Origin of the sequence: Clostridium estertheticum subsp. estertheticum, from assembly GCF_001877035.1 — a bacterium.
GTDB lineage: Bacteria > Bacillota > Clostridia > Clostridiales > Clostridiaceae > Clostridium_AD > Clostridium_AD estertheticum.
Window position 1 is genome coordinate 3,815,333 of the sequence record NZ_CP015756.1, and the last position, 24,789, is coordinate 3,840,121.

The 24,789-nt window shown below is 30.1% G+C and carries 18 protein-coding genes and 1 other annotated feature; of the genes, 6 read left to right on the plus strand and 12 right to left on the minus strand.

Annotated elements, in window-relative coordinates; all coding sequences use genetic code 11:
• Positions 1–53 precede the first annotated feature (53 nt).
• Both A7L45_RS17895 and A7L45_RS17900 read right to left on the minus strand, forming a co-directional pair.
• Entirely contained in the window at positions 54–1,730 is a 1,677-nt protein-coding gene (locus A7L45_RS17895; protein ID WP_071614044.1) for a peptide ABC transporter substrate-binding protein, read from the minus strand.
• 674 nt (positions 1,731–2,404) lie between these two features.
• Complete coding sequence (locus A7L45_RS17900) at positions 2,405–5,047, minus strand: valine--tRNA ligase (protein ID WP_071614045.1); 2,643 nt, start codon at positions 5,045–5,047, stop codon at positions 2,405–2,407.
• 73 nt (positions 5,048–5,120) lie between these two features.
• Positions 5,121–5,348: a binding site (T-box leader), on the minus strand.
• Between the two features lie 241 nt (positions 5,349–5,589).
• Here A7L45_RS17900 and A7L45_RS17905 point away from each other — a divergent pair.
• Complete coding sequence (locus A7L45_RS17905) at positions 5,590–6,615, plus strand: ABC transporter substrate-binding protein (RefSeq protein WP_071614046.1); 1,026 nt, start codon at positions 5,590–5,592, stop codon at positions 6,613–6,615.
• Between the two features lie 940 nt (positions 6,616–7,555).
• Here the strand turns inward: A7L45_RS17905 and A7L45_RS17910 are convergent.
• The 9 genes from A7L45_RS17910 to A7L45_RS17950 all read right to left on the minus strand — a co-directional run bounded on the left by A7L45_RS17910 (position 7,556) and on the right by A7L45_RS17950 (position 16,074).
• Positions 7,556–8,377 carry an AAC(3) family N-acetyltransferase gene (locus tag A7L45_RS17910; protein WP_071614047.1) on the minus strand — a complete coding sequence of 274 codons (822 nt, stop codon included), beginning with the start codon at positions 8,375–8,377 and terminating at the stop codon, positions 7,556–7,558.
• 139 nt (positions 8,378–8,516) lie between these two features.
• On the minus strand, positions 8,517–10,535 hold the full coding sequence (locus A7L45_RS17915) for an FtsX-like permease family protein (protein ID WP_071614048.1): 2,019 nt from the start codon (positions 10,533–10,535) through the stop codon (positions 8,517–8,519).
• A complete protein-coding gene (locus tag A7L45_RS17920) occupies positions 10,535–11,290 on the minus strand; it encodes an ABC transporter ATP-binding protein (RefSeq protein ID WP_071614049.1) in 756 nt (251 codons plus the stop codon). Before A7L45_RS17920 ends, A7L45_RS17915 begins: the two co-directional genes overlap by 1 nt.
• A 76-nt stretch (positions 11,291–11,366) precedes the next feature.
• Positions 11,367–12,419, minus strand: coding sequence for a sensor histidine kinase (locus tag A7L45_RS17925; RefSeq protein WP_071614050.1), 1,053 nt, complete (start codon positions 12,417–12,419; stop codon positions 11,367–11,369).
• On the minus strand, positions 12,406–13,074 hold the full coding sequence (locus tag A7L45_RS17930) for a response regulator transcription factor (RefSeq protein WP_071614051.1): 669 nt from the start codon (positions 13,072–13,074) through the stop codon (positions 12,406–12,408). The genes A7L45_RS17925 and A7L45_RS17930 overlap by 14 nt, the downstream gene beginning before the upstream one ends.
• Positions 13,075–13,264: 190 nt before the next feature.
• Positions 13,265–13,702 carry a hypothetical protein gene (locus A7L45_RS17935; protein WP_071614052.1) on the minus strand — a complete coding sequence of 146 codons (438 nt, stop codon included), beginning with the start codon at positions 13,700–13,702 and terminating at the stop codon, positions 13,265–13,267.
• Positions 13,684–14,463: a HipA domain-containing protein gene (locus tag A7L45_RS17940; protein ID WP_236900460.1), complete on the minus strand. Its 780-nt coding sequence runs from the start codon at positions 14,461–14,463 to the stop codon at positions 13,684–13,686. Before A7L45_RS17940 ends, A7L45_RS17935 begins: the two co-directional genes overlap by 19 nt.
• Positions 14,464–14,697: 234 nt before the next feature.
• Positions 14,698–15,585: a fructose bisphosphate aldolase gene (locus A7L45_RS17945; protein WP_071614054.1), complete on the minus strand. Its 888-nt coding sequence runs from the start codon at positions 15,583–15,585 to the stop codon at positions 14,698–14,700.
• Positions 15,586–15,663: 78 nt separating this feature from the next.
• Positions 15,664–16,074 (minus strand): hypothetical protein, encoded by a 411-nt coding sequence (locus tag A7L45_RS17950; RefSeq protein ID WP_071614055.1) that lies wholly within the window; start codon positions 16,072–16,074, stop codon positions 15,664–15,666.
• A 278-nt stretch (positions 16,075–16,352) separates the two neighbouring features.
• Here A7L45_RS17950 and A7L45_RS17955 point away from each other — a divergent pair, with 278 nt between their 5' ends.
• Positions 16,353–16,673, plus strand: a complete 321-nt coding sequence (locus tag A7L45_RS17955) for a PadR family transcriptional regulator (RefSeq protein WP_071614056.1) — start codon at positions 16,353–16,355, stop codon at positions 16,671–16,673.
• Position 16,674: 1 nt separating this feature from the next.
• Positions 16,675–17,610, plus strand: a complete 936-nt coding sequence (locus A7L45_RS17960) for a permease prefix domain 1-containing protein (protein WP_071614057.1) — start codon at positions 16,675–16,677, stop codon at positions 17,608–17,610.
• 302 nt (positions 17,611–17,912) lie between these two features.
• Here the strand turns inward: A7L45_RS17960 and A7L45_RS17965 are convergent, their stop codons facing one another.
• Positions 17,913–22,193, minus strand: coding sequence for a 2-hydroxyacyl-CoA dehydratase (locus A7L45_RS17965; protein WP_071614058.1), 4,281 nt, complete (start codon positions 22,191–22,193; stop codon positions 17,913–17,915).
• Between the two features lie 499 nt (positions 22,194–22,692).
• Between A7L45_RS17965 and A7L45_RS17970 the strand changes: the two genes are divergently transcribed.
• The 3 genes from A7L45_RS17970 (at position 22,693) to A7L45_RS17980 (ending at position 24,762) form a co-directional block, all read left to right on the plus strand.
• Positions 22,693–23,430 (plus strand): ABC transporter ATP-binding protein, encoded by a 738-nt coding sequence (locus A7L45_RS17970; protein ID WP_253198622.1) that lies wholly within the window; start codon positions 22,693–22,695, stop codon positions 23,428–23,430.
• The gene (locus tag A7L45_RS17975; protein WP_071614060.1) at positions 23,420–24,220 is read left to right on the plus strand and encodes an ABC transporter permease; all 801 of its coding nucleotides are present in this window, start codon (positions 23,420–23,422) and stop codon (positions 24,218–24,220) included. Before A7L45_RS17970 ends, A7L45_RS17975 begins: the two co-directional genes overlap by 11 nt.
• 185 nt (positions 24,221–24,405) lie before the next feature.
• A complete protein-coding gene (locus tag A7L45_RS17980; protein WP_071614061.1) occupies positions 24,406–24,762 on the plus strand; it encodes a tetratricopeptide repeat protein in 357 nt (118 codons plus the stop codon).
• Positions 24,763–24,789 lie beyond the last annotated feature (27 nt).

The following is a 24,789-nucleotide window of genomic DNA, read 5'->3' on the forward strand; positions in this document are numbered from 1 at the left end:
CACTGCAACAAAGCCCAATTAGCTTCGCTGCAGTGTTGATTAAAATCTAATTACTATTTACCTGAAATATATGCAGTTTTAAGGTCAAACCAAGCGCTAAATAATGGTACGTACGTTCCCTTTAAGTAATTTTGTGTAAATGAATTAGTTGCCATATAATAATATGGAGAAACTGCAGCATCTTTAGCTACAAGTATCTCTTCAGCTTCTTTAAATATAGCTAATCTCTTAGTAGTATCTAATTCTGTTTTTCCTTTTGCAACTAAAGCATCATATTTTGGATTATTATATTTACCATTGTTATTTCCATTTTTCGATGTAAATACATTAAAGAAAGAAATAACATCATTATAATCAGCTCCCCAACCACCAGCACAAATATCAAATTCACCAGCTGTTCTAGCTTTAAAATATGAAGGTTGATCTACTGCATAAGTGATTGAAACATTTATTCCAAGATTTTTTTTATATTGAGCTTGAATAAACTGAGCTTGAGCTGTTGAAAGTGAAGTTGCTTTTTTCATTAATAATTTTAAAGTAATCTTTGATGGATCTGGACTTAAACCTGCTTCTTTTAATCCCGCAGCTAAAAGTGTTTTTGGATCATCTTTAACAGCTTTTAATGGTTCTGGTACTACTGTTCTATATTCATCTTTTCCAAGCATTATCTTACTAGGGATTAAACCTTCAGCAACATAATGTTGTTTAAATACTGTAGTTATTTGTACTTGTCTATCATAAGCGAGTGATAGTGCTTTTCTTACACTAGCATTTGATAATGCTTTAGTTTTATTGTTAAAAATATAATAATATACTGATGGATTATAACCCTTGAAATATGAAATTTCCCCTGCTTCTGCTTTCTTTTGTAATGCAGCAGTGTAATCAGTGTCTCCTTTAATCATATCAAGTTCTTGAGAAGCAAACATTTTATTGTAAGTAGCTGGCTCATCAATTATTAAAGCATTAACAGTTGTTAACTTAACATTAGCCGCATCCCAGTAATTAGCATTTTTCGTGTAAACAACCTTAGCGTTTTTTACATGGTCTGATACTACGAATGCTCCATTATAAACCATACCTTTGAAATTTTGACCATATTGATCCCCTAATTTTTTCACTATATCTTCTCTTTGCGGAACTAATCCCTTAAAGCTTAATGTACTTTCGAAATAAGCATTTGGTTCATTAAGTGTAACCTCAAATGTATTGTCATCAATTGCTTTAACTCCTAAATCACTTGGTTTAGCTACTCCTGTTTCAGTTGCACCCTTAACTTCCATTTCCTTAAGCATTCCTAGATAATCTTGGCTTACTTTTGGGTTAGCGAGTCTTTGCCATCCGTATACATAATCTTGAGCTCTAATTGCCTTTCCATCAGACCACTTACTAGCTCTTATATGAAAAGTGTAAACTTTATGGTCAGCACTAACTGTCATCTTATCAGCACCAGCAAGAATATTTACAGTTTTACCATCCTTAGAAACTTCTCTCATTAGTCCTTCATCAACATTTGTAAGTGTAGTAAATGATTCCTGATCACTAACTACTGCTGGATCAAGCGATGTGTAATCATAACCTAAAACATTTGCAGTTTGATCGGCATCAAGCTTAGCCTCTGTTGATTTTGTAGTACCTGCACTATCTCCACTTTTAGCTCCGCAACCTGCTAGTGCCACACTTAACACTAAGGCTACAATTAGTACTGAAACAATTTTCTTGCTTTTCATTAATAGTCCCCCTTTAATCAATAAATAATTACTTCTAAATAAATGAAATTTCCTCTCAATAAAATCAAAGAAAAACAGTACAAAATTCAGCTTCGCATCCTATAAGTAAATATACTTATAATAACATCATTCAAATAAAATATAAGCTGTCGAGCTTCATATGTCCAGTCTCTCTCAATTTTGAATGAGAAATAGATTAATAATTTAATTTTTGTAATATTTAATATTATTAGAATACTAGCAAACAAATAAATAAATGTCAATATAATATTTTCAATTTAATATCATATTCCTTTATATTGTTTATAATTCATTTGTATATTGTTAATGTTTTATTCATATTCATCACTGATTATGCATAAAATTATTATTTAATAATGTTTTTATGTATATTTATTCATTTTTATTATCAGATAATATTAAATTTTATCCTCCTTAATCCACATTATTAATATAAATCAAGTGAAAACTTCATATTTTTTTATTATTGTTAATATCTTTCATAATCTTCAATGACATGAACCTTTTTTATTCTTTTTTTTCAATATTCTTTTTTTGAAAATATTGAATCTTTTCATCCAAATTTTTCTTACTACAACAAAAACTATAGACTAGACATTTAAGTAATGTCTAGTCTATAGTTTTTGCAAAATACATAAAGTTTAAATAAAATTCTATTTCAAATTTTCTATACTTAAAATTACTGAATTATACATTTCTTTATATTTTTCACCTTTAGCTTTTTCCTCTTCTACTACCTCAACCGGTGCTTTAGCTGTGAATCTTTCATTGCAAAGTTTTTTCTCTACCCTATCTATTTCTTTTTTAAGTTTATCTTTTTCTTTATTTAATCTTTCCAATTCTTTTTCTAAATCTACAAGTTCAAGTAATGGCATGTAGATTTCAGCACCTTTAGTTACTACTGTAACTACATTTTCTGGTGCTTGTGATTTAGATTCTAAAAATTTCACTTCGCTTGCTGATGCAAGTTTTTGAAAGTATACCATTCCTTCTTCAAATGCTTCTTTTGCCTCTATAGCATATATAAATACTTTAGCCTTTCTTGAAGGTGCTACATTCATTCCTACCCTAGCATTTCTTACATCTTTTATTGCTTCTATTATATAGTTCATTTTTTCTTCTGATTTTTCGTCTTTAAGCGACTCATCAAATTCAGGCCACTTAGCGATTGTTATAGATTCATATTCATTCTCTAAATGAGTATAAATTTCTTCTGTTATAAATGGCATAACTGGGTGAAGTAATTTAAGCCCGGTTTTTAATACTTTGTTCAATACATTTAATACTATGCCTTTAGCTTCACAATCCTCTGCGTATAATACTGGTTTAACAAGTTCTATATACCAATCACAGAATTCTGTCCACATAAAGTCATGAGTTTTTTGAAGTGATATTCCTATTTCATATTTCTCAATATTTTCTGTAACTTCTTTTGTCACAGTATTCATTCTTGATAATATCCATTTGTCTGCAACTGTGTAGTTTTTGCTATCCTTGTATTTAGCCATCAATTCGTAATTATTATTCATCATAACAAATCTAGATGCATTCCAAATTTTATTAGCAAAGTTTCTAGCTGCTTCAACTCTTGATTCATAAAATCTTATATCACTTCCTGGTGAATTTCCTGTTGCAAGTGAGAATCTTAATGCATCTGCACCATATTGATCTATTACATCTAATGGATCAATTCCATTTCCTAGTGACTTAGACATCTTTCTTCCTTGATCATCTCTTACCATTCCATGCATTACTACTGTTTCAAATGGTACTTCACCTAAATTATATAGGCCTGAAAATATCATCCTTGCAACCCAGAAGAATATAATATCGTATCCAGTTACTAAAACACTCGTTGGATAAAATTGTTTTAAATCCTCTGTATTATTTGGCCAACCAAGTGTTGAGAAAGGCCATAATGCTGAGCTAAACCAAGTATCAAGAACGTCTTTATCTTGATTAAGATTTGTGCTATTACATTTGCTACAATTTGTTGGAGCATCAACAGAAACTATAACTTCCCCACAATCCTTGCAGTACCATACTGGTATTCTGTGCCCCCACCATAATTGCCTTGATATACACCAATCTTGAATATTTTCCATCCAATTGAAATATGTCTTTTCAAACCTTTCAGGAACAAACTTGGTTTTCTTTTCCCTTACTGCATCGATTGCTGGTTTTGCAAGAGATTCCATTTTAACATACCATTGCTCAGATAACATTGGCTCTACAGTAGTTTTACATCTATCGTGAGTACCTACATTATGAGCATGATCTTTTATTTTAACAAGTAGTCCAGCCTTATCTAAATCTTCTACCATTACTTTTCTTGCCTCATATCTATCAAGGCCTGAATATTTTCCGTACCCTTCACAAATAGCTGCATTTTCATTCAAAACTACTATTTCTGCAAGGTTATGTCTTTTACCTATTTGATAATCATTCGGGTCATGTGCTGGAGTGATTTTAACTGCGCCTGTTCCAAACTCTATATCAACATAATCATCTGCAACTATTGGTATTTCTCTATTTACTAGTGGAAGCATTATTGTTTTACCTATTAAATGTGTATAACGAGGATCTTTAGGATTTACTGCAACAGCTGTATCTCCAAGCATAGTTTCTGGCCTTGTAGTAGCTATTTCTAAAAATTCAGACCTTCCTACTATTGGATATTTTATATGCCAAAAATGTCCCTCTTGTTCTTCAAACACTATTTCAGCATCTGAAATTGCAGTCATGCATTTTGGGCACCAGTTAGTTATCCTATTTCCCTTATAAATAAGTCCATCTTTATATAATTTAACGAAAACTTCTCTTACTGCATGATTTAGATTTTCATCCATAGTAAAACTTTCACGGGTAAAATCAACAGAGCACCCCATTTTTCTTATTTGACCTCTTATTTTTGCTCTATACTCATTAGTCCAATCCCATACTTTTTCAAGGAAAACTTCTCTTCCCATTTCTTTTTTCTTAAGACCTTGTTTTAAAAGTTCATTTTCAACCTTTACCTCTGTTGCAATACTAGCATGGTCTTCGCCTGGAAGCCACAATGTGTTATACCCCTGCATTCTTTTAGTTCTTATTAGAATATCTTGAAGAGTATTATCAAGAGCATGACCTAAATGTAATTTTCCTGTAATATTTGGTGGAGGCATCATTATTGTAAATGGTTTTTTGTCTTTATCAACTTTTGGTGTAAAAAAACCTTTTTCTTCCCACCATGCATAAAGTCTTTCTTCAAAATCTTTTGGATTGTAATTTTTATCAATATTGTTGTTTTCTTCCATAATTAACTCCTCCTAAATTAAATTGATTTTTTTAGCGCCAATTTTTAGACAATAAAAAAAGAGCCTTCGTCTGTAAAAGGACGAAAAGCTCCGCGGTACCACCTTTTTTCCTGCAAAATGCAGGCTCTTTATAATTTAACGATTAAGAAAACCGCCTTATACCCTCTATTCATAATACATGAATGTGGCTAAGAAGCTCCAAAGCAACCTTCAAGGTTTTTCATATAAAAGATCTTACAGCCTATGGATCTTTCTCTCTTAATACTAATTTTCCCCTACTCCTCTTTATCTAAGCTTTTATATATTATTATACAATATGTTTTAATTGTCCTATAACTATACCATACAATATGTTTTAATTGTTATATAACTATACCATATAATATTGTTTAATTGTTATATATTATTTAATTTCCATTATACATGCTAATTTTTATATGTCAATGTTATAAATTTTATAACTTACCCCAAATATAAAATGTCACATATACTTTGTTTTTCATATTATATAATCATAACTACTATATAATATGGAGGTATTTATGAAAATTAAAAAAATGTCGATTTTTTCTATATTTCTCTCCCTTGCATTAGTAACTACCTTATTTTCTGGCTGTACACCAAAAACTAAGACCACTCCTCTCGTAAAAGTAAAATTAAATGAAGTGGTCCGGTCTATATTCTACGCTCCTATGTATGCGGCTATATCTCAAGGTTTTTTTAAAGAAGAAGGCCTGGATATTAATCTTTCTACCGGTCAAGGGGCCGACAAAACTATGCAACAAGTCTTAAGCAAAGCTTCAGATATTGGTCTTGCAGGGCCAGAACAAGTTATTTACATCTACAATCAAAAACGAACAGACTACCCAGTTATTTTTGCACAATTAACTCAAAAGGATGGCTCTTTCTTAGTATCTAAAAAAGCTGAAGCAAACTTTAAATGGGAATCCTTAAAGGGCAAAACTCTAATCGGCGGAAGGCCTGGTGGGGTACCTGAAATGGCTCTTGAATATGTTTTAAAAAATCATGGTATAAATCCTGGAGTTGACGTAAACCTTATTACAAACCTTGCATTCACAGCTACTGCTGGTGCTTTTAAAGCCGGTACAGGTGATTATGTTGCTCTTTTTGAACCAACAGCTAGTACATTAAGCAATAATAATTCCGGAAATATTGTAGCGTCAGTCGGCGATTCTGCTGGAATCATACCATATACCTGTTTTTTTGCAACAAAATCTTATATAACAGAAAATCCAGCTGTATTGCAGAAGTTCACTAATGCAATATACAAGGGTCAAAAATGGGTTAATAGTAATTCTGACAAAGATGTAATTACCTCAATAAAGTCCTACTTCCCTGGTACAGATGAAGCTGTACTTATTTCATCTATAAAAAACTACAGAAATATAAACGCCTTCTCAACAAACCCAACATTAACAACCGAAAACTTAACAAAACTTATGGATATAATTCAATCCTATAAAGCATCACTAATACCAACGAGACCTAACTTTGATACAATAGTTAACACTACATTTAGTAAAAAAGCAGTAACAACTATAAAATAAAGATAAAACAATATTGTGAAGGTTCGACATTTATGGTGTTCTGATAGTAGGCCATTCGTTAACAGAATCTAAGTTTATTCCGTGAAATATTTCCTAACGCACTTATTCGACGTCCTGTCTCAAAAGTGCTAACAGCCCGTCCTGGGCTGTTTACGTAAATTTTCACTACACAAACTAAGCTTCTGTAAAACTCATTATACACTATCTTTCACACACATAAATACTGAACCTTCACAATTAATGAAATTCTTCCTGCGACCCTTACAATCAAAGTCAAAACAAAAAGTTCTAAAGCTCGCTTCAATGCACTATACGTAATATATACTTTTTTTAGCGTATAAAAATAGTTATTATTTTGTCGTAATGTATCCTATTATGAAGTTATCTTAATATATCTCTAATATGATTGGCAGATAAAAAAATAATTTATATCCATAATCTCCACAAATAATCTTTTAGCCGGTAGGCTGCTAATATGATACGTATCCTTTGAATTTAATATTAGCAAAACAAGAATTTCTAAATAAAATTTCAATGTTTCAGCACTTCTTATTTTAGGGCACTTCCGGAAAAATTTCATACTTCTATATATATCTGTCACCTAAGGAGACAATCTTGCATGACATTAAAACAAAGTGATCTAAAAACTAAACATGGATTTTTAAAAAAATGTGATGTTGAAATATTTTCCTTAAATTATGCTAACAAAAGTATATATTGCGTAAAATGCATTTGAACAAGTCGTAGTCATTCTTAATTTATTTTAGTTACATATGCGTATATAAAAATACATGTTTGAGCATAGTTTGTATTTTTTAGCATCTGTAATTACAATAAATTTTAGAATGATTTGACGATGTGAAAGCATTATAGCAATATATACTTTTTGTTATATCATAATTCAAGAAAAAACTTTAAATTAATAACTTATGCAAATAAATCATATCAATCTAGTAGCAAATCTATGTTTAATTAACCATGACTTAGCAAAGTCAACTCCATCTTTCATTTCAAATAACGTACATTGTGCGTTACCAACCATGCCTTTTTGTACATTATAATTCTTCTCAAAGTCTTTTCCAATTAACATAAAATCTTCTGTATCATACTCATAATCCTCAAACCATTTCCAGCACCTATCACCATTCTCAAATATTGTGGCACCCACACGTTCTTTAGACATTTCATCTATAAGTGATTCTGAAAGATGAAAACTGGTGCAAGAATTATATTCTACTCCTAGTAAAAGAACTTTTGCTTTTAAATTATACATTTTGCCAAGAGGTGAATCCATACCAAGCTGTGGAGTTAATGGATGATTTTCAATAATATGCATTGCCTCTTTTCCATTTGCACTAAATGATACAAGTGGATGATTTGACCGTATAGTGCTAGGAAATGTTCTAAATAATTCTGCAATACGCCCCATTCCTCGTGTTGGTGAGATTTCAGGGTCAAATGCTGGCATATTATCATATATTGTTTGTATCCATTCTTTTGGTACAGGTGGATTGCTCCACTGCGCAGGGTCACTCCATTCTCCACTATGAGCTGGCATAACCAGTGTTCCGTCACTTCCCACAACATTCCTTAATGCAGTTATTACAGTCTGAGCGCCGCCACAAACCCAATCTAATTTTGACAATGATGAATGAACTAATAAAATATCACTGCCATTTATGCCTAGCCTCATCAAATCTTGATAAATAGTATTAATAGTATTAGGTTCTCTTGTTGTATTAATTATTTTCTCTTCACTCATTTATTTTGCTCCTTTTTAATCACTCCCTAGTACTTTTATTTTCATACATATAAAACAATATTTTACTACTAGGAAATAGTATATTTGCTTAATTATACTACTAATAATATATATTCCATAAACGAATCAGAAAATAATGCTACCCAATTACTTCCCGAGTGTACCTCTCCCTTGTAATAAAGAAAGCTACCATTTGTAAAACTATATAAGCTACAATCACAATAAGTGATTTATTAAACATATAATCTCCATTTGGTACAACTCCAAATACTATTGATAAAAAATATGTTATTAAACTGACAGCTAAAACTACTGGGGTAAAAAAAATTATTGCTAGTTCCTTTGTTAAAACCTTTGATACCTCACTATCTGTCATACCTAATTGAACCAGTTTTTTTGCCCTTTCCTTTTCTTCATCAACACCGGTTAACACCTTGAAATACAATACCACTCCACTGGCTATTAAAAACATCATTCCTAAAAATAAACTTGAGAAAAGCATAAAGCCATTTTCTTTTATATTTTCTTCTAAAATTTGCTGTTTAAATTCTGGTTTTAAAGACTCATCTCCGTGATTTAATCTTCTTAATTCACTTGAAATAACATTAAAACTTTTATAATCCTTAGGGTCTTTTAACTTAATTAAATGGTCATAAGAAACAACCTGTGGTCCTAATTTCTCCTTTATTCTTCTATAATCATTATCATTAATTATAAGAGCTGTTCTCCTTGAATAATCCAATGAATAAGATTCGTTAGTATATTTGCCTTCTGTGTATCTCTTTTTATTTTTTTCAACATATATATAGCTATCCTTATCCATAGCAGCTAAAAAATCATCTATCCGTGTTACATTATTGCCTTCTTCAAACTTTGACGTTTGTTCTTTTTGTTTAGACAAATCATTGAAATTAATAATTACGTCACTATCTTTATATTTATTACTTGCAGGAGAGTTAAGTACCTGTAGTAGTTCCCCCTTATTAACAACCACATTTGTCCCCATATGATCATTGTAATTGGTCTCACTTATGACAGCAATATTTCTACCTACTGTAACCTTACCTTCATAAGCTCTATAATCCATAAGATCTATGTTTTCTAAAATTTTATATTGCTTTATTTCTCCACCACTAGATTTTGATATGTTTTTAATCTCCTGTTCTGATATTTTATTAAGTTTATCATTTTGGATAAAGCTAATATCGTAAGGATATCTATTGTTTGTATCTTTTTCTATTGTGGCATACATACTATATGTCATGCTTATTAAAGTAATAGCTGCTGCTGCCAATATTAAAACTAAATAAATAACACTTTTATAAGATATAAATTTATGCTGCACACTAGATAATACTAAAAGGTTCTTATTGTATGTCTTTTTAAAATTCATAAGCACTATATTTACCATAGATATTAATGATCCTATTATGAAATAAGGTGCTATTATTGTTATTATAATAATTATGAGCAGTGCGCTTTCACTGCCTATAAATATTTCTTGGTTAACTATTTTAGGAAAGAGATACAATGCTGTTATTAATGCTATCAAAGCTATTGCCCCAATTATAAAATTGTTCTTACCTACCTCCGCTTTAGAAGATGATTTTATAAGTTCCATTATGGACAGCCTTCCTACAAATATCAGCTGAAACATTGAATTTATTAAGAAAATAATTATGGCTATAGCTAAACACATAGAATAGGTCTTTATATTCAGACTAGGTGTAAAATTATCAATCCAAAGTATTTTGCCTATTACCATATAAAACAGCCTAGAAAACAAGGTTCCAACTATCATGCCCACTACCAGCGATGCAAATAATATTAGAATATTTTCAATAAATAATATCTTCCTTAAATCCCTAGTAGTAACCCCTAAAGTCAAATACACTCCAAATTCTTTACCCCTATATCTTATAAAAGATATAGTTGTATAGGAAATAAAGACAATTGAAAATACAATCATGATCATCAACGTAGTCATTACGTTATCCGTTAAACCAGTAGCCTTAGAACCCTCTGTAAATTCCTTACTAAACACTAAACTACCATACATTAACAAAACAGCAATAATAAAGCTATTAGCTATAAAGTAAGCTATATATTTTTTGAAATTAAACTTAATATTCTTTATAATTATAGAAGAAAAGGTCATTATTTCTCCCCTCCTATAACACTTTGAGCTTCTAGTATTTTATCAAAGAATTTATTTCTATCACCCTCTGATATTATCTCTAATTTTATAGCCCCATCCTTTATGAAAATTATTTTTTTGCAGAAAGATGCTGCAAATGCATCATGAGTTACCATAATTACTGTAGCGCTTCTTTCCTCATTCATATTCTTAAAAGTTGTCATTATATTTTTAGAAGACTTTGAATCTAAATTACCTGTTGGTTCATCTGCAAATATAACTGAAGGTTCACATATGAGTGCTCTAGCAACTGCGGTTCTTTGTTTTTCTCCGCCTGATATATTATAAGGGTACTTTTTCTGTAGCTCTTCTATACCTAGGTACTTCATAATATCTTTAACTTTCTTCTCTATTTCCCGGGGATTAACTTTATCTATTATTAAAGGAAATGATATATTCTCTTTAACATTTAAACTATCTAAAAGATTAAAATCTTGAAATATAAAACCAACCTTCCTTCTTCTAAATAAGGCTAGCTCATCCTTTTTCATTTTGATAATATCTTGTCCATTAATATGAACTTCTCCTGAGGTAGCTTTGTCTATACCAGATAATATATTTAATAATGTAGTTTTCCCACTTCCACTAGGTCCCATTATGCCTATAAACTCACCCTTGTCCACATTAAAACTTATCTCATTAAGTGCTATAACTTCCTTTGCATCCTTAAAAGCATTATAAACTTTAGTAAGTTTCTTAATTTGTAATATTTCCATATAAATCCACTCCTTTATTGTAATTTAAGTATAAATCTAGTATCGTAATTCTCTAATTGAAAAACATTACTTAACCTTACAATTTTGAAAGGTAGCTAATTTCTACTATAGTTCCTTTTCCTACCCTAGACTTTATATGGATTTTATGACCTAATTCATCAGCTACAAGCTTAACCATATATAGTCCAATCCCTGATGATTTTCTATTATTTCTGCCATTAGTACCAGTAAAAAAAGCCTGAAATACTCTTGATATATCTTCTTTCCTTATACCTACTCCTTTGTCTTCTACAAATAATGTTATGTAATTATCCTCTTCCACTAAACTAAATGTAACGTAGCTATTTTCTTTTTCTGAATACTTTATTGCATTAGTTATTATCTGCTCTAACATATACTTTGACCACTTTTTATCTGTGTATATATAATATTTTTCATCTATAATAACCTTAGGGAATACCTTGCTATATATAAATTCTCTTTTTTTATTATTAACAGCACTATTTACGAGCTCCCTTAGGTTAACTTTCTCAGGAATATAATCTTTTGCAAATTCATCTAATCTAAACAAATTAAGAGTTTCTTCTAAGTTATCCTGCAGCTTCTTATTCTCTTCTAATATATCATAAAGAAAATCACTATTTTCTAAATTTTTTAATGGTATTTCAGAAGATACACCGTCAATATTACGACACCGCTTATAATGATTTAGTCCCTTTTCAGAAGCTAAATCAATAACTGTTATAGATGTTTTCATATTGTGCACCCATTGAGCCATAAGGGTATCTCTTTCCTTTATTCTATTTTTCATTTTATAAAACTTATTGATATAGTTATCATGTATTTCATTGATAACTTCAAACACTCCTACATTATTATCAAATTTCCCCTTATAATTCGGACTTATTTTAGCTTCATCAAGGCTTATATAGAAATTGTTATACTCAATAGTTTTATAAATAATGAAAATCATCAAGAAAAACAAACTTACAGCTATAGGATATATAATTTCTCTACTATTAAATATTAAATAATAAAAACTCACTAAAACTATCGTATTTAGTAAATATATAATTATGGCAGCTTTTTCTTTTTTCAAAACCACTAATATTAATTTAGTTAAACACATATCCCACTCCCCTTTTAGTAACAATTGAATTTTCGACTTCCAAATCTTTAAGTTTCTTTTTAACCCTAGTTATATTAACTGTTAATGTATTATCATCAATAAAATCCGTGTCATCCCATAATGTTTCTAATAATTCTTCTCTAGTTATAACTTTTCCACAATTACTCATAAATAACTTTAGTAATTTGTATTCATTTTTACTAAGGTCCACTATCTTTTCTTCAAACACTAGCCTCATACTATCGCTGTTCAAAGTTAATCCGCAAATATTAAAATCTTCAGTAGTAACCACATTATTTGTTCTTCGCAGCACAGCATTTACCTTTGCAAGTAATATGCCCATACCAAAAGGCTTTGTTATATAATCATCTGCCCCAAGCTCCATTCCTCTGATTTGTTCGCCCTCTTCACTTCTAGCTGAAACAATAATTACTGGAACATTAGATTTATTTCTAATAATTTTTAAAAAGTAAAAACCATCAAAGGTTGGAAGGTTAATATCTAATATTATAAGATTAGGCTCTATATGCTGAACATCTTCTAATACATTGTCGAAATCATTTAAGAGAATAGTCTTATAATCATAAGCATTTAAATATTCCTGCATATACTTTTTTAATTTTAAATCGTCTTCTATTATTAAAATTTTATTCATAGTTAATCTCCTAATTTTATATTTATAATGCTAATTATACCATTTTACAAGATGTTGAGATTATATTTACAATTAAGGATACTTTAAAGATTGTATTCAAATTTTCCACTAAAGCACCTTCAAAAAAAATAAAAAGACACAAGAATATTTAAATCTACTTGTGCCATTATATTACAATATAAAATCCTACCTAATTTTCTAAAAAATATTCCTCTGTTAATAAATCATCTCTAACGGAATTAGTAAATTTAATATGACATTTTTTATACGTTTCTTTACTATTTTTTCTTATCCAAAAGAGATCCAAAAAACACATTCCCTTTGATTTTAAAAACAGTTCCCATTCATCCCAAAATTCCATGTCATAATATTTAAGATATTTACTCAAGTTCATACGATTATATGGTATTATCCTATCAACTATAAATTCTCTAATAACATCACTTTGCACTTCTATTTCTTTAACATCAAATAATCCATAAAATTCTGCTGGATATAACTTTAAATCATTAATTTCTTTATTTCTCCTGAAACTATATTTTTCTGACACTATATCGTAGGACAATTCTCCTAAAAAATAATCTTTATTCATAAGCTCAACTGTTTCAATCACTGATTTGGGAAGCATATTTTCACATCCTTTATTCTTTCTGTCAATAATTGCAAAATAAAATCAATTCTTTTTTCACTAAAATACCTTTTGTACTTATCTATTATTTGCTCAAAATCAATATCAATATTTAAACTATATTTATCTACCAATCCTAATTGTTTTTTATTGCTACTTTCAAAGCATTTAGCGTAGTCTGAATCTAATAACAAATCATCCATATCTTCATTTATTAAATCATCGTCATCTAAATGTGAACCTAAAGATAATCCATTATCATAAATAGGTGAAAATCTTATTTTATCATCCTTTTCAAGAAACGCAAAATTCTTCAAGTGCCTGTCTGTATTATTTACAATATAATCAAAAATAATCATATTATTTAAATTCATCTTTATGTTAGGAAAATTCTCAACTAACTTTTCATATAAATTTTCTCTAGATATACCCAATATTCTCATCAGCCTGTTGGCACTATAAAATCGTTCCTCTTCTTCATTGTAAAACCATTTTGAAACTGAAACCAATCTACCATTTCTTTTTTCTAATGTATATTCTGCACAATCCATTCCCATTAATTTCGCCAATTCATAGCAAATACACTCCGTTACTGGTTCCAATATCGAGCTTTCTTTTTCTGCGCTTCCTCTTCCTGACTTCACCAAATACTTATGATTACCTCTAATTATAATGTATTTTTCATAAACACCAAGCGATGAACTGTTTATAAAATTCCGTATATTCTCGGTTTCCACTTTTTCTTTCACCTCATTCTTCACTAAAAATACATATCATCTTTACTTCATATATTCTTTATTATAACCATAATTATATATTGAAACAACATGCACTACTCCTGTTATATAAAATAATTTTAATGACATAACAAAAAGACTGCACTATTTTAAGTACAGTCTTGATTGCCGATATAAGAAAATATAAACTATCATTGTTCTCTTATACTCTTATAACAGACTAATTTAATAGAGTAACTTTCAGAATAAATATCTACATTATTTGATGGATGCATCATAAATTGTTCCAATTGAATTGGATAACATCAAATTGAATTCTTTATCTGTTTGCTTTGCAGTCAATCCTTGCGATAATGCACGGGAAAAACTAGCTATCAGTCCATGATTATGCGTAAGTTTTTCATTTGCTTCACTTTGAGTGTACCCTCCTGATAAAGCCACAACACGTACAACATGCGGATTATCCATTAAATCATGATAGAAGTTATCTTCTGTTGGTATTGAAAGTTTAAGCATTACTTTGACGTCTTTATCAAGGAGTGCTAATTGATTAGAAATTTCAGATTTTAATATTCTTTCTGATTTTTCCTTATCTACGCTGTGAATATCAACCTCTGGTTCAATAATTGGAACTAGCCCAGCCTCAAATATTTTCTTTCCAATATCGAACTGTTGCTCAACTACTTTTCGAATTCCTTCCGAATTAGCTTCCATAATGACTGAACGCATTTTCGTCCCAAAAATGTTTTTTTCACTGGCCCGTTTTAAGAGTCCTTCCAAATTTGGAATCGGCTTCATGAGTTGAACACCATTTTCGAGTTCAGCCAGCCCTTTATCAATCTTTAAAAAAGGCACAACCTTTTTATCTTCCCAAAGAAAATCAGCAGTAAACTTATCACCAATCTTACGATCCATAGTATTTTCAAATAAAATAGCACCCAAAATATGCTTTGAATTGAATGTAGGGTTCATTATAATACGCGTTCTCATCTCGTGTACTAAACTAAACATCTCTTCGTCATTTGAATAACGATCTTCCGAAATGCCATACTGCAAAAGTGCCTTAGGAGTACTACCCCCACTTTGGTCTAAAGCAGCGATAAATCCTTTTCCAGCATGCATTTGGTCCATTTGTTCCTTATTCATATAATTATCCCCTTTCATTTTTATTACTAAGTAATATCTTTAATTACATTATAACACTTATTAAGTACAGATATACAACTATATTTCCATAAATAAGGAATTTAGATCACCGTGTTTTTTTACTACACTATTCCATATTGGACATATAAAATAATATAACATTAATGATAATATTAATATAACTACCATGTACATAATTGCACCTAATATAAAACTAGATGAAGTTATATAACCTACTACTATTGAAATCAAGCAAGCAGATATATATAAGTACCAGCCTAACCTTTTCCATCTAAATATTAGTATAAAACCTGTAAGTTGAATTACATCTAAAATTATTGTTCTTAATGCATAGGCATTCATTAATCCTCCTGGTTGTCTTGAAAAGGAATATAAATTACCTAGTATACTTAAGCTATATACTACTATTAATACCAATAAAATTACTGTTAACCACATTCCCCTTTCTTTGTTTTCCTTGACCACCATTTATCCTCCTCAATAATATTGGATCGCATATTGTTAAATCATCTCCTGGGGATAAGTAATGTATGTTCCATATAAAAATATTATCATTGATGCCTTTTTTTAATGTACCTTAATAATATACTTATGTTACATTTGTTGATTTTAAACCATATAATAATAATTTATATTTATTATTAAATAAAGATAAAATTATATTTATTTTTTCACCACCCTTGTAATACGATGTACATGGTGGTAAACTAATTTTAAGTAGTAATACGATGTATGGAGGTGACTTTATGGATAAAGAAATAATGAAGGGTAGCATTGATATTTTTATACTTTCTATAATTAATAATCAAGATACCTATGGTTATGAAATTGCAAAATGTATTAAGAGTAAAAGCGAGGGTACATATGCTATGGGAGAAGGTACATTATATCCTGCATTAAAGAGACTAGAAGAAAAAAAACTAGTAGAATCGTACTGGCAAGAAAATGAACTGTCAGGTAAACGAAAATATTATAAGATTACTGACGAAGGGAAAATAACATTAAATGAAAAAATAAATCAATGGAATAAAGTAACGAGTTTAATTAATATTTTTAAGGAGGAGTAATATGGACACATTTAATGCTTATATTAAAGAACTTTTAGACGAGAGAGGTATAAATGAATGCGATAAAAAAGATTTGGAATTTGAGATTAGAGACCACCTCATGCTTTTAGAAAATGAATATTTAAATAAAGGACTGTCTGAAAAAGATGCAATTAAATTATCAATTAGAGACTTTGGTGAAAGCAACTTTATAGGAAATAGTATTAAAAAAAATTTACCTTCACATAATAAGTACATTGATTTTACAATTAAAGAACGGATTCAATACTTATTAAGCATGTTCTTAGTATATTTCATTTTTATTTTTATTCTTTCATATGTAACATTTTTTAGCCAAATTTTTGATTCTATATTTTATTATATAGACATGGCTATAGTGGTTACACTTACTTCATTTATATTCGTAAATAAAAAAGTAAATAATAATAAAAACAAGGTTAAAAATATAATCAGTATTAATATACAGTTCTTCATAATCGAAAAAGTATTTATGTCCTTATTTATTTTAATTGTTAGAAGCATTACTACAGGTGTATATAATTTTTCTTTACTTAATACATATATTTTTAATTGGATATATATTTTGAGTTTTATATTATTAACATCGTGTTCTGTTATCATTACTAAATATGTAATGAACAAAGTAACTCTTAATTTGAAAAATAATTATAATACTACTATTACCTCTACGTTTTTATTTATTGCATCAATACTATTTATAATAATGTATATACTAATCCCAAATAGATTTTACGTATTAAGAAAGATAATAATCGGTATACTTGGTTCCGATATTACAAATGTGAGTAAAAATATATTTTTCATGGTAATCAATAACAATTTAGTAATTCCTAATATAGGACTTGTGATTCTAATAATACTCTGCATTAGATTAATCCTTCATATAAAGAAAAAAGGAATAGAAAGCCTATTATAATAGGTCTCTCAGTCCCCCTCCTACTCCCAATCAACAATAATGATAATTTTGATACTTTTCTTGGATTATGCTAACAAAAGTATATATTGCGTATAATGCATTTGAACAATCCTTATAATTCTTATTTTACTTTAGAATTACTTGGTGATGTGAACGCATTGTGGCAATATATACTTTTTATCTTTATAACTATGCAAAGTATAAATTATAATAATGAAAGTGAAAACATGTAATAAACTTAGAGTATGTTAATGAATGCTCTACTATCAGAACAGCCTACATGTAGAACCTTCATTGGATTATTAATCTTCCTTTTTGTCACTAGCTGCCTCATCAAAAGCAGTTTTTATTTCTTCTTCACTCTTAAGATTTTTAAAGGCAATAGACATCATAAGTTTAATTCTGTTAATTTGATTTACCTCACTTGCACCCGGGTCATAATCTATAGCAGTGATATTAGCTCCTTTATTTCTTCTCTTTAATTCCTTAATCATTCCTTTACCTGATACATGATTAGGAAGACAAGCAAAAGGTTGTACACAAACTATATTTTTTGTGCCACTTTCAATAAGTTCAATCATTTCAGCTGTTAAAAACCATCCTTCTCCTGATTGATTACCAAGTGATATAATAGGTGATGCCTTTGCTGCTAATTCCTGTATAGTATTGGGAGCTGTAAATCTTTTACTCCCTTCAAGAACTAATTTCATATGTTTTCTATAACTTTCTATATATTGAATAGCCACATTGTTTATTATTTTATCAGTTCTGCTTTTACCTAAATACTTATATTTAAAGTCAGCATCATAAGCACAGTATAAGAAAAAGTCTATTAAATCTGGCATAACTGCCTCTCCACCCTCTTTTTCAATAACATCTATAATATTATTGTTAGCTATGGGATCGAATTTAACTAAGATTTCTCCAACTAGTCCTACCTTAGGTTTAATAATATTTTTAATTTCTAAAAGATCAAATTCAGAGACAATGCCAGTTATATTGTTTTTAAACTCTTTATTCTTTCCTTCTGCTACCGCTATCTTGCATACTTTTACCCATTTTTCATAAAGCAAGTTAGCTGAGCCTTCTACTACTTCATATGGCCTAACTTTGTATAGTACTCGCATAAGCAAGTCACCATAAACTAAAGCCATAAATGATTTCTTAATTATTGGATAACTAAATTTGAAACCTGGATTTTTCTCGAGTCCAGCAGCATTTAAAGATATAACTGGTACCTGAGGAAAACCTGCGTCCTTAATCCCTTTTCTAAGGAATCCAATGTAATTTGTTGCCCTACACCCTCCGCAGGTTTGAGAGATTATAACAGATGTATTTTCCACATCATATTTGCCTGACTTAAGAGCAGCAATTAGTTGCCCAACAACTATTATTGTAGGATAACATGCATCATTGTTTACATATTTTAAACCTTCGTCTACAGCTTTAGTATCCACTGATGGCAATATTTGCAAATTATATCCTGATGAATTAAATGCTTCCTGTAAAAATTGAAAATGTATAGGCGACATTTGTGGGCATAAAATCGTATGTTTCTTTTTCATTTCTTTTGTAAATATAATTTTTTTATCAGGTTCTTGTACTTTCTTTAACAAAACTCCATTCTTATCTCTTTCATAAAGTGCAGCTTTTAAAGATCTAATTCTAATTCTTGCTGCTCCCAAATTATTTCCCTCATCAATTTTTAAAGTTGTAAATATCTTTCCATTATCTTCGAGTATTTGTGCAACCTGATCTGATGTTACTGCATCAAGTCCACATCCAAAAGAATTTAGTTGAATAAGTTCAATATTAGGCTCCTTTGATACAAAACTTGCTGCTGCATATAACCTAGAATGATAAACCCACTGATCTACCGCTCTTAAAGGCCCTTCAATAACGCCTAAATGAGCCACGGAATCCTCTGTAAGTACAGGCATATCAAAGTCAGTAATAACGCTTGGAATCCCATGATTAATTTCTGGGTCTATATGATAAGGTCTGCCAGCGAGTACAATACCCCTTTTCCCCGTTCTCCTAATATATTCTACAACTTCCTCACCTTTATTTCTAATATCTAATTTAACCTTTTCAGTTTCAGCCCATGCTAGTTCAGCCGCTATAACAACTTCTTTTTTGCTAATTCCAAAACTAACTAATTCATCTGCTAATCTCTTATCTAGCGCCTTCTCATTATCTAAAGAAATAAATGGATTAAGGAACCTAACATTTCTTTCCTTTAATATATCCATATTGTTTTTTATTACCTCAGGATATGAAGTTACTATGGGACAATTATAATGATCATCAGCATTTTTTCGTTCTTTTTTTTCATATGGAATACAAGGATAAAATATTAAATCTATGCCCTTATTTATAAGGCTCATTATGTGTCCATGTGCAATTTTAGCAGGGTAACAAGCAGACTCTGATGGAATTGTTTCTATTCCCATTTCGTATACCTTTTTAGATGATCTTTGGGATAACTCTACCCTAAATCCTAAATTTGTAAAGAACGTAAACCAAAACGGATAATTTTCATATAAATTAAGCACTCTTGGAATTCCTATTGTTCCTCTTTGCGCTTCTTCTTTTTTTAGTGGAATATAATTAAATATTCTTTTATATTTATAATCATAGACATTAGGTATTTCCTCTTTTTTATTACTAAGCCCTAGTGCTTTTTCACATCGATTACCAGATATAAATTCTCGATCATTATCAAATTTATTAATTGTAAGAACGCATTGATTAGCACACTGCTTGCATCTTCCCATGGTCGTCTCGATAGCTAAGTTATCCAATTGTTCTAACGATAATAATGTAGAAACTCTGCCTTCTTCATCCCTTTCTTTTGCAATAAGTGATGCACCAAATGCGCCCATTAAACCTGCAATATCTGGTCTTACAGCCTCTCTTCCTGAAATAATCTCGAAAGCGCGAAGTACGGCACTATTATAAAAAGTTCCTCCTTGAACTATTATTTTTTTGCCCATGTCTTTTGGGTCTCTTATTTTAATAACCTTTTGAAGTGCATTTTTTATTACCGAATAAGAAAGTCCTGCAGATATATCACCTACAGAAGCCCCTTCCTTCTGAGCCTGCTTAACTCTCGAATTCATAAATACAGTACACCTTGAACCTAAATCAACTGGCCTTTTAGCCTTTAATGCTACCTCTGCGAATTCTGCTACTTCCATATTTAAAGAGTGAGCAAATGTTTCTATGAAAGAACCGCAACCAGATGAACAAGCTTCATTTAACATTATACTATCAATTACTCCATTTTTTACTTTTAGACATTTCATATCCTGTCCACCAATATCTAGTATAAAATCTACTCCAGGCATAAAAAATTCTGCTGCCTTATAATGAGCTATGGTTTCAATTTCCCCAATGTCCACCTTTAATGCTGCCATTATTAGTTTTTCGCCGTAACCTGTTACTGCGGAATTTTTAATAGTAACACCTTTAGGCATTATAGAATATATATGTTTTAGTGCTTTTCTAACTGAAGTTAATGGATTACCTTCATTACTGCCATAAAAAGAGTGTAAAATTGCCCCTTCTTCATCTATAAGTGTAACTTTAGTTGTTGTAGAACCAGCATCTATCCCCAAATAGCAATTTCCAGTATACCCTTCAAGTTCACGTCTTTTAGCCTTATACTTGCTTTGCCTTTCGTTAAAAACCTGTAGTTCTTTATCATCTGCAAAAAGGGGCCTAAATCTACGAACATCATTACTAGTCGCTTCCATCAATTTGGGAAGCTGATTTTTTAAATGTTCAAATGAAATAGTACTATTATCCTTTGAAGACATTGCAGCACCTACTGCTACAAATAACTGAGAATCTTTTGGAAAGATAACTTGATCCTCTGTAAGTTTTAAAGTTTCGATAAACCTTTGTCTAAGCTCAGACAAGAAAAATAATGGTCCACCTAAAAATGCAACATTACCTCTAATTGGCCTACCACATGCAAGTCCGCTAATGGTTTGATTAACTACTGACTGAAAAACTGACACAGCAATATCTTCCTTTGCAGCACCTTCATTTAATAATGGCTGAATATCTGTTTTTGCAAAAACGCCGCACCTAGCAGCTATTGGATATATAGTCTTATAGTTCTTGGCAAATTCATTAAGTCCAGTTGCATCTGTCTGGAGAAGGGATGCCATTTGATCAATAAATGCCCCTGTACCTCCAGCACAAGATCCATTCATCCTTTGATCTATTCCTCCATCAAAATAAATTATTTTTGCATCTTCTCCACCCAGTTCTATTGCTACATTAGTTCTAGGTATAATTTTCTCTATTGCATAAGTACTTGCTATTACTTCTTGAATAAAAGGTATATTCATCCATTTAGCTAATGCTAGTCCACCAGATCCCGTTACAACTATAGTAATATCGGCCTCTGAAAAATTATTATAAGCTTCATTTAAAAGCTCTGCGATTGTACTTTTAATATCTGAAAAATGTCTTTGATATTTACTATAAATCGTTTTTTCTTGCTCATCTAACACTACTATCTTAACAGTAGTAGATCCTACGTCTAACCCAACGTGTAATATATTTTTCATAATCATCTTCTCTTTCCTCGCAAGTTCGATTTATTTTTGCTTCTAAAATCTATTATATATATTTATGCGTCTTGATATAAACCCATTATTTTATAAAATTTTTCTTTCATATATCCTATTTTAAGTTTATATATTTTTATTCTTCAAAAACATAATTTATTCTCAAAATCGCGACCTATTAGCATATTCTTTCCATTAATTATATCATTCTAATATTTATTTTACATATCAACAACGTTTTAAAAAAACTATTAGACTAGTATATAACATTATAACTCAATAAATATGATATTTTCAACCTATTTTTGTTTAATTATTTTAGAAACTAATGTCAATTATTTTCTATTCCTATAATATCTAATAAGTATAAATTTTATTTAACAACATTTATCATCATCTTCTAAAATGTTCGTTAACAATACAATATAAGCCCTCATATACTAAACTATAACTTTGAGGGGATGATAAAGTGATTAAAGTAGAAATTAATAATATATGTATGAATTACCACTCCTTAACTGCAGAAACTCCTGCTCTAGCAGATATTTCCTTTGGTGTACAAGAAGGTCACTTTTTAAGTATTGTAGGGCCTTCTGGTTGCGGAAAATCTACGTTATTAAATATAATAGCAGGCTTAATTTCTCCGTCATCTGGAGAAATTAAAATCAATAGTAGTACCGATAGCGTAAGTTTTTTAAAAATCGGATATATGTTTCAAAAGGATCAATTGTTTGACTGGCTAACTATATGGGACAATGTACTTCTAGGCCTTAAAATTAACCATTCTATTACAGCTTCCAATAAAGAATTAGTAAAAAGACTTCTAATAAGTTATAATCTCTGGGAATTTAGAGACCATCACCCTAGAGAATTATCTGGAGGCATGAGGCAAAGGGTTGCTTTAATTAGAACCTTAGCTTTAAGTCCTGAATTACTTCTTTTAGATGAACCTTTTTCAGCTTTAGATTATCAAACTAGATTAAACATTAGTGATGAGGTTTATGAAATTATAAAAAAAGAGAAAAAAACTACGATAATGGTAACGCATGACATTGCAGAAGCTATCGCTATGTCCGATGAAATTATTATCCTTTCTAAACGCCCCGCTGTAATTGTTAAACACATGACACTAGAATTTGGTGAAAACTTTTCTTATCCGTTAAAACGTAGAGAAGCTCCAAAATTTAGTATTTACTTCAATGAAATTTGGAAGGAGTTGAATAATAATGCTGATTGAAAGCAATGAACAGAAAAAATATATTAAAGACGTAAAAAGGAGAAAACACATTATTATTTTCACAAGGATAATAATATTAATAACATTTTTTAGTCTTTGGGAAATAGCTGGCAGACTCCAATGGATAGATTCATTCCTAACAAGTACGCCCTCGAAAATGTTTACATCCTTTATACAAGTATATAATGAAGGAACACTTTTAACTCATATCTCGGTAACATGTTTTGAAACCATAGCAGGTTTTTTACTTGGAACAATTTTAGGCGCCCTTATCGCAGTACTATTGTGGTGGTCCGATTTTGTATCCAAAGTTTTAGACCCATATTTAATTGTGTTGAACGCTTTGCCTAAAGTAGCTCTTGCACCTATTATTATATTTTGGGTAGGTAATGGTATAAAAGCAATAATAGTAATTGCTCTTTTAATATCAATAGTTGTAACTATAATAAGCATCCTAGGTGGTTTTAGAGAAGTTGATGAAGATAAAATAAAACTTTTAAAGACCTTTGGTGCCTCAAAACTTCAAATATTAAATACCCTAATTATTCCTGCTTCTATTCCTACTCTCATTTCTGCACTTAAAATAAACGTAGGCCTATCTTGGGTTGGTGTAATTATGGGTGAATTCTTAGTAGCTAAAGAAGGCCTAGGTTTTTTAATAATTTATGGTGGTCAAGTTTCCGAGCTAGATATGGTAATGATGAGCATAGTAATACTCGCAATACTCGCTTACCTTATGTATGAAGTGGTGGCATTTATTGAAAGAAAAGTGGTTTTTAAAAATAAATGAAATTTTACTTATAGTGAATATAAATTAAAACCCTTGGACAGTATTTATATTGAATGACCAATTCAATATAAATACTGTCCATATTAGTCTCATTTAAATTAATAATGATCTAATATTAATTTTATTTCCATGAGATTTAGGATAATAAATTTGTAATTCTTTTACGAATCATAAGGAGGATAATAATGGAATACTTTCAAAAGGCTAACGATATTTACAATACTAAAGATTATAATAGAGCAATATCTCTATATAAAAAAGCTGCTGAAATGAAAGATAATGAGGCTGGCGCACTTTATAACAGTGCAGTATGTTATATTCACTTAAAAAAATATGAAGATGCAATACCTTTATTTCATGCTGCCATATCTCTTCGCCGTGAAAGCAAATATTTCTTCAACTTAGCTTACTGTTATGCCATGTGTTTTAACAAACCAAAAGCATTATATTATTTTAATACCGCTTGGTCACTAAATAATGATGATGAAGATTGTGAAAAGGCAATTAATTTATTATTAAAAAGTTATAAAAGAGCTACCTAATTTAATGTGTACCCCTTGTCAAGGACA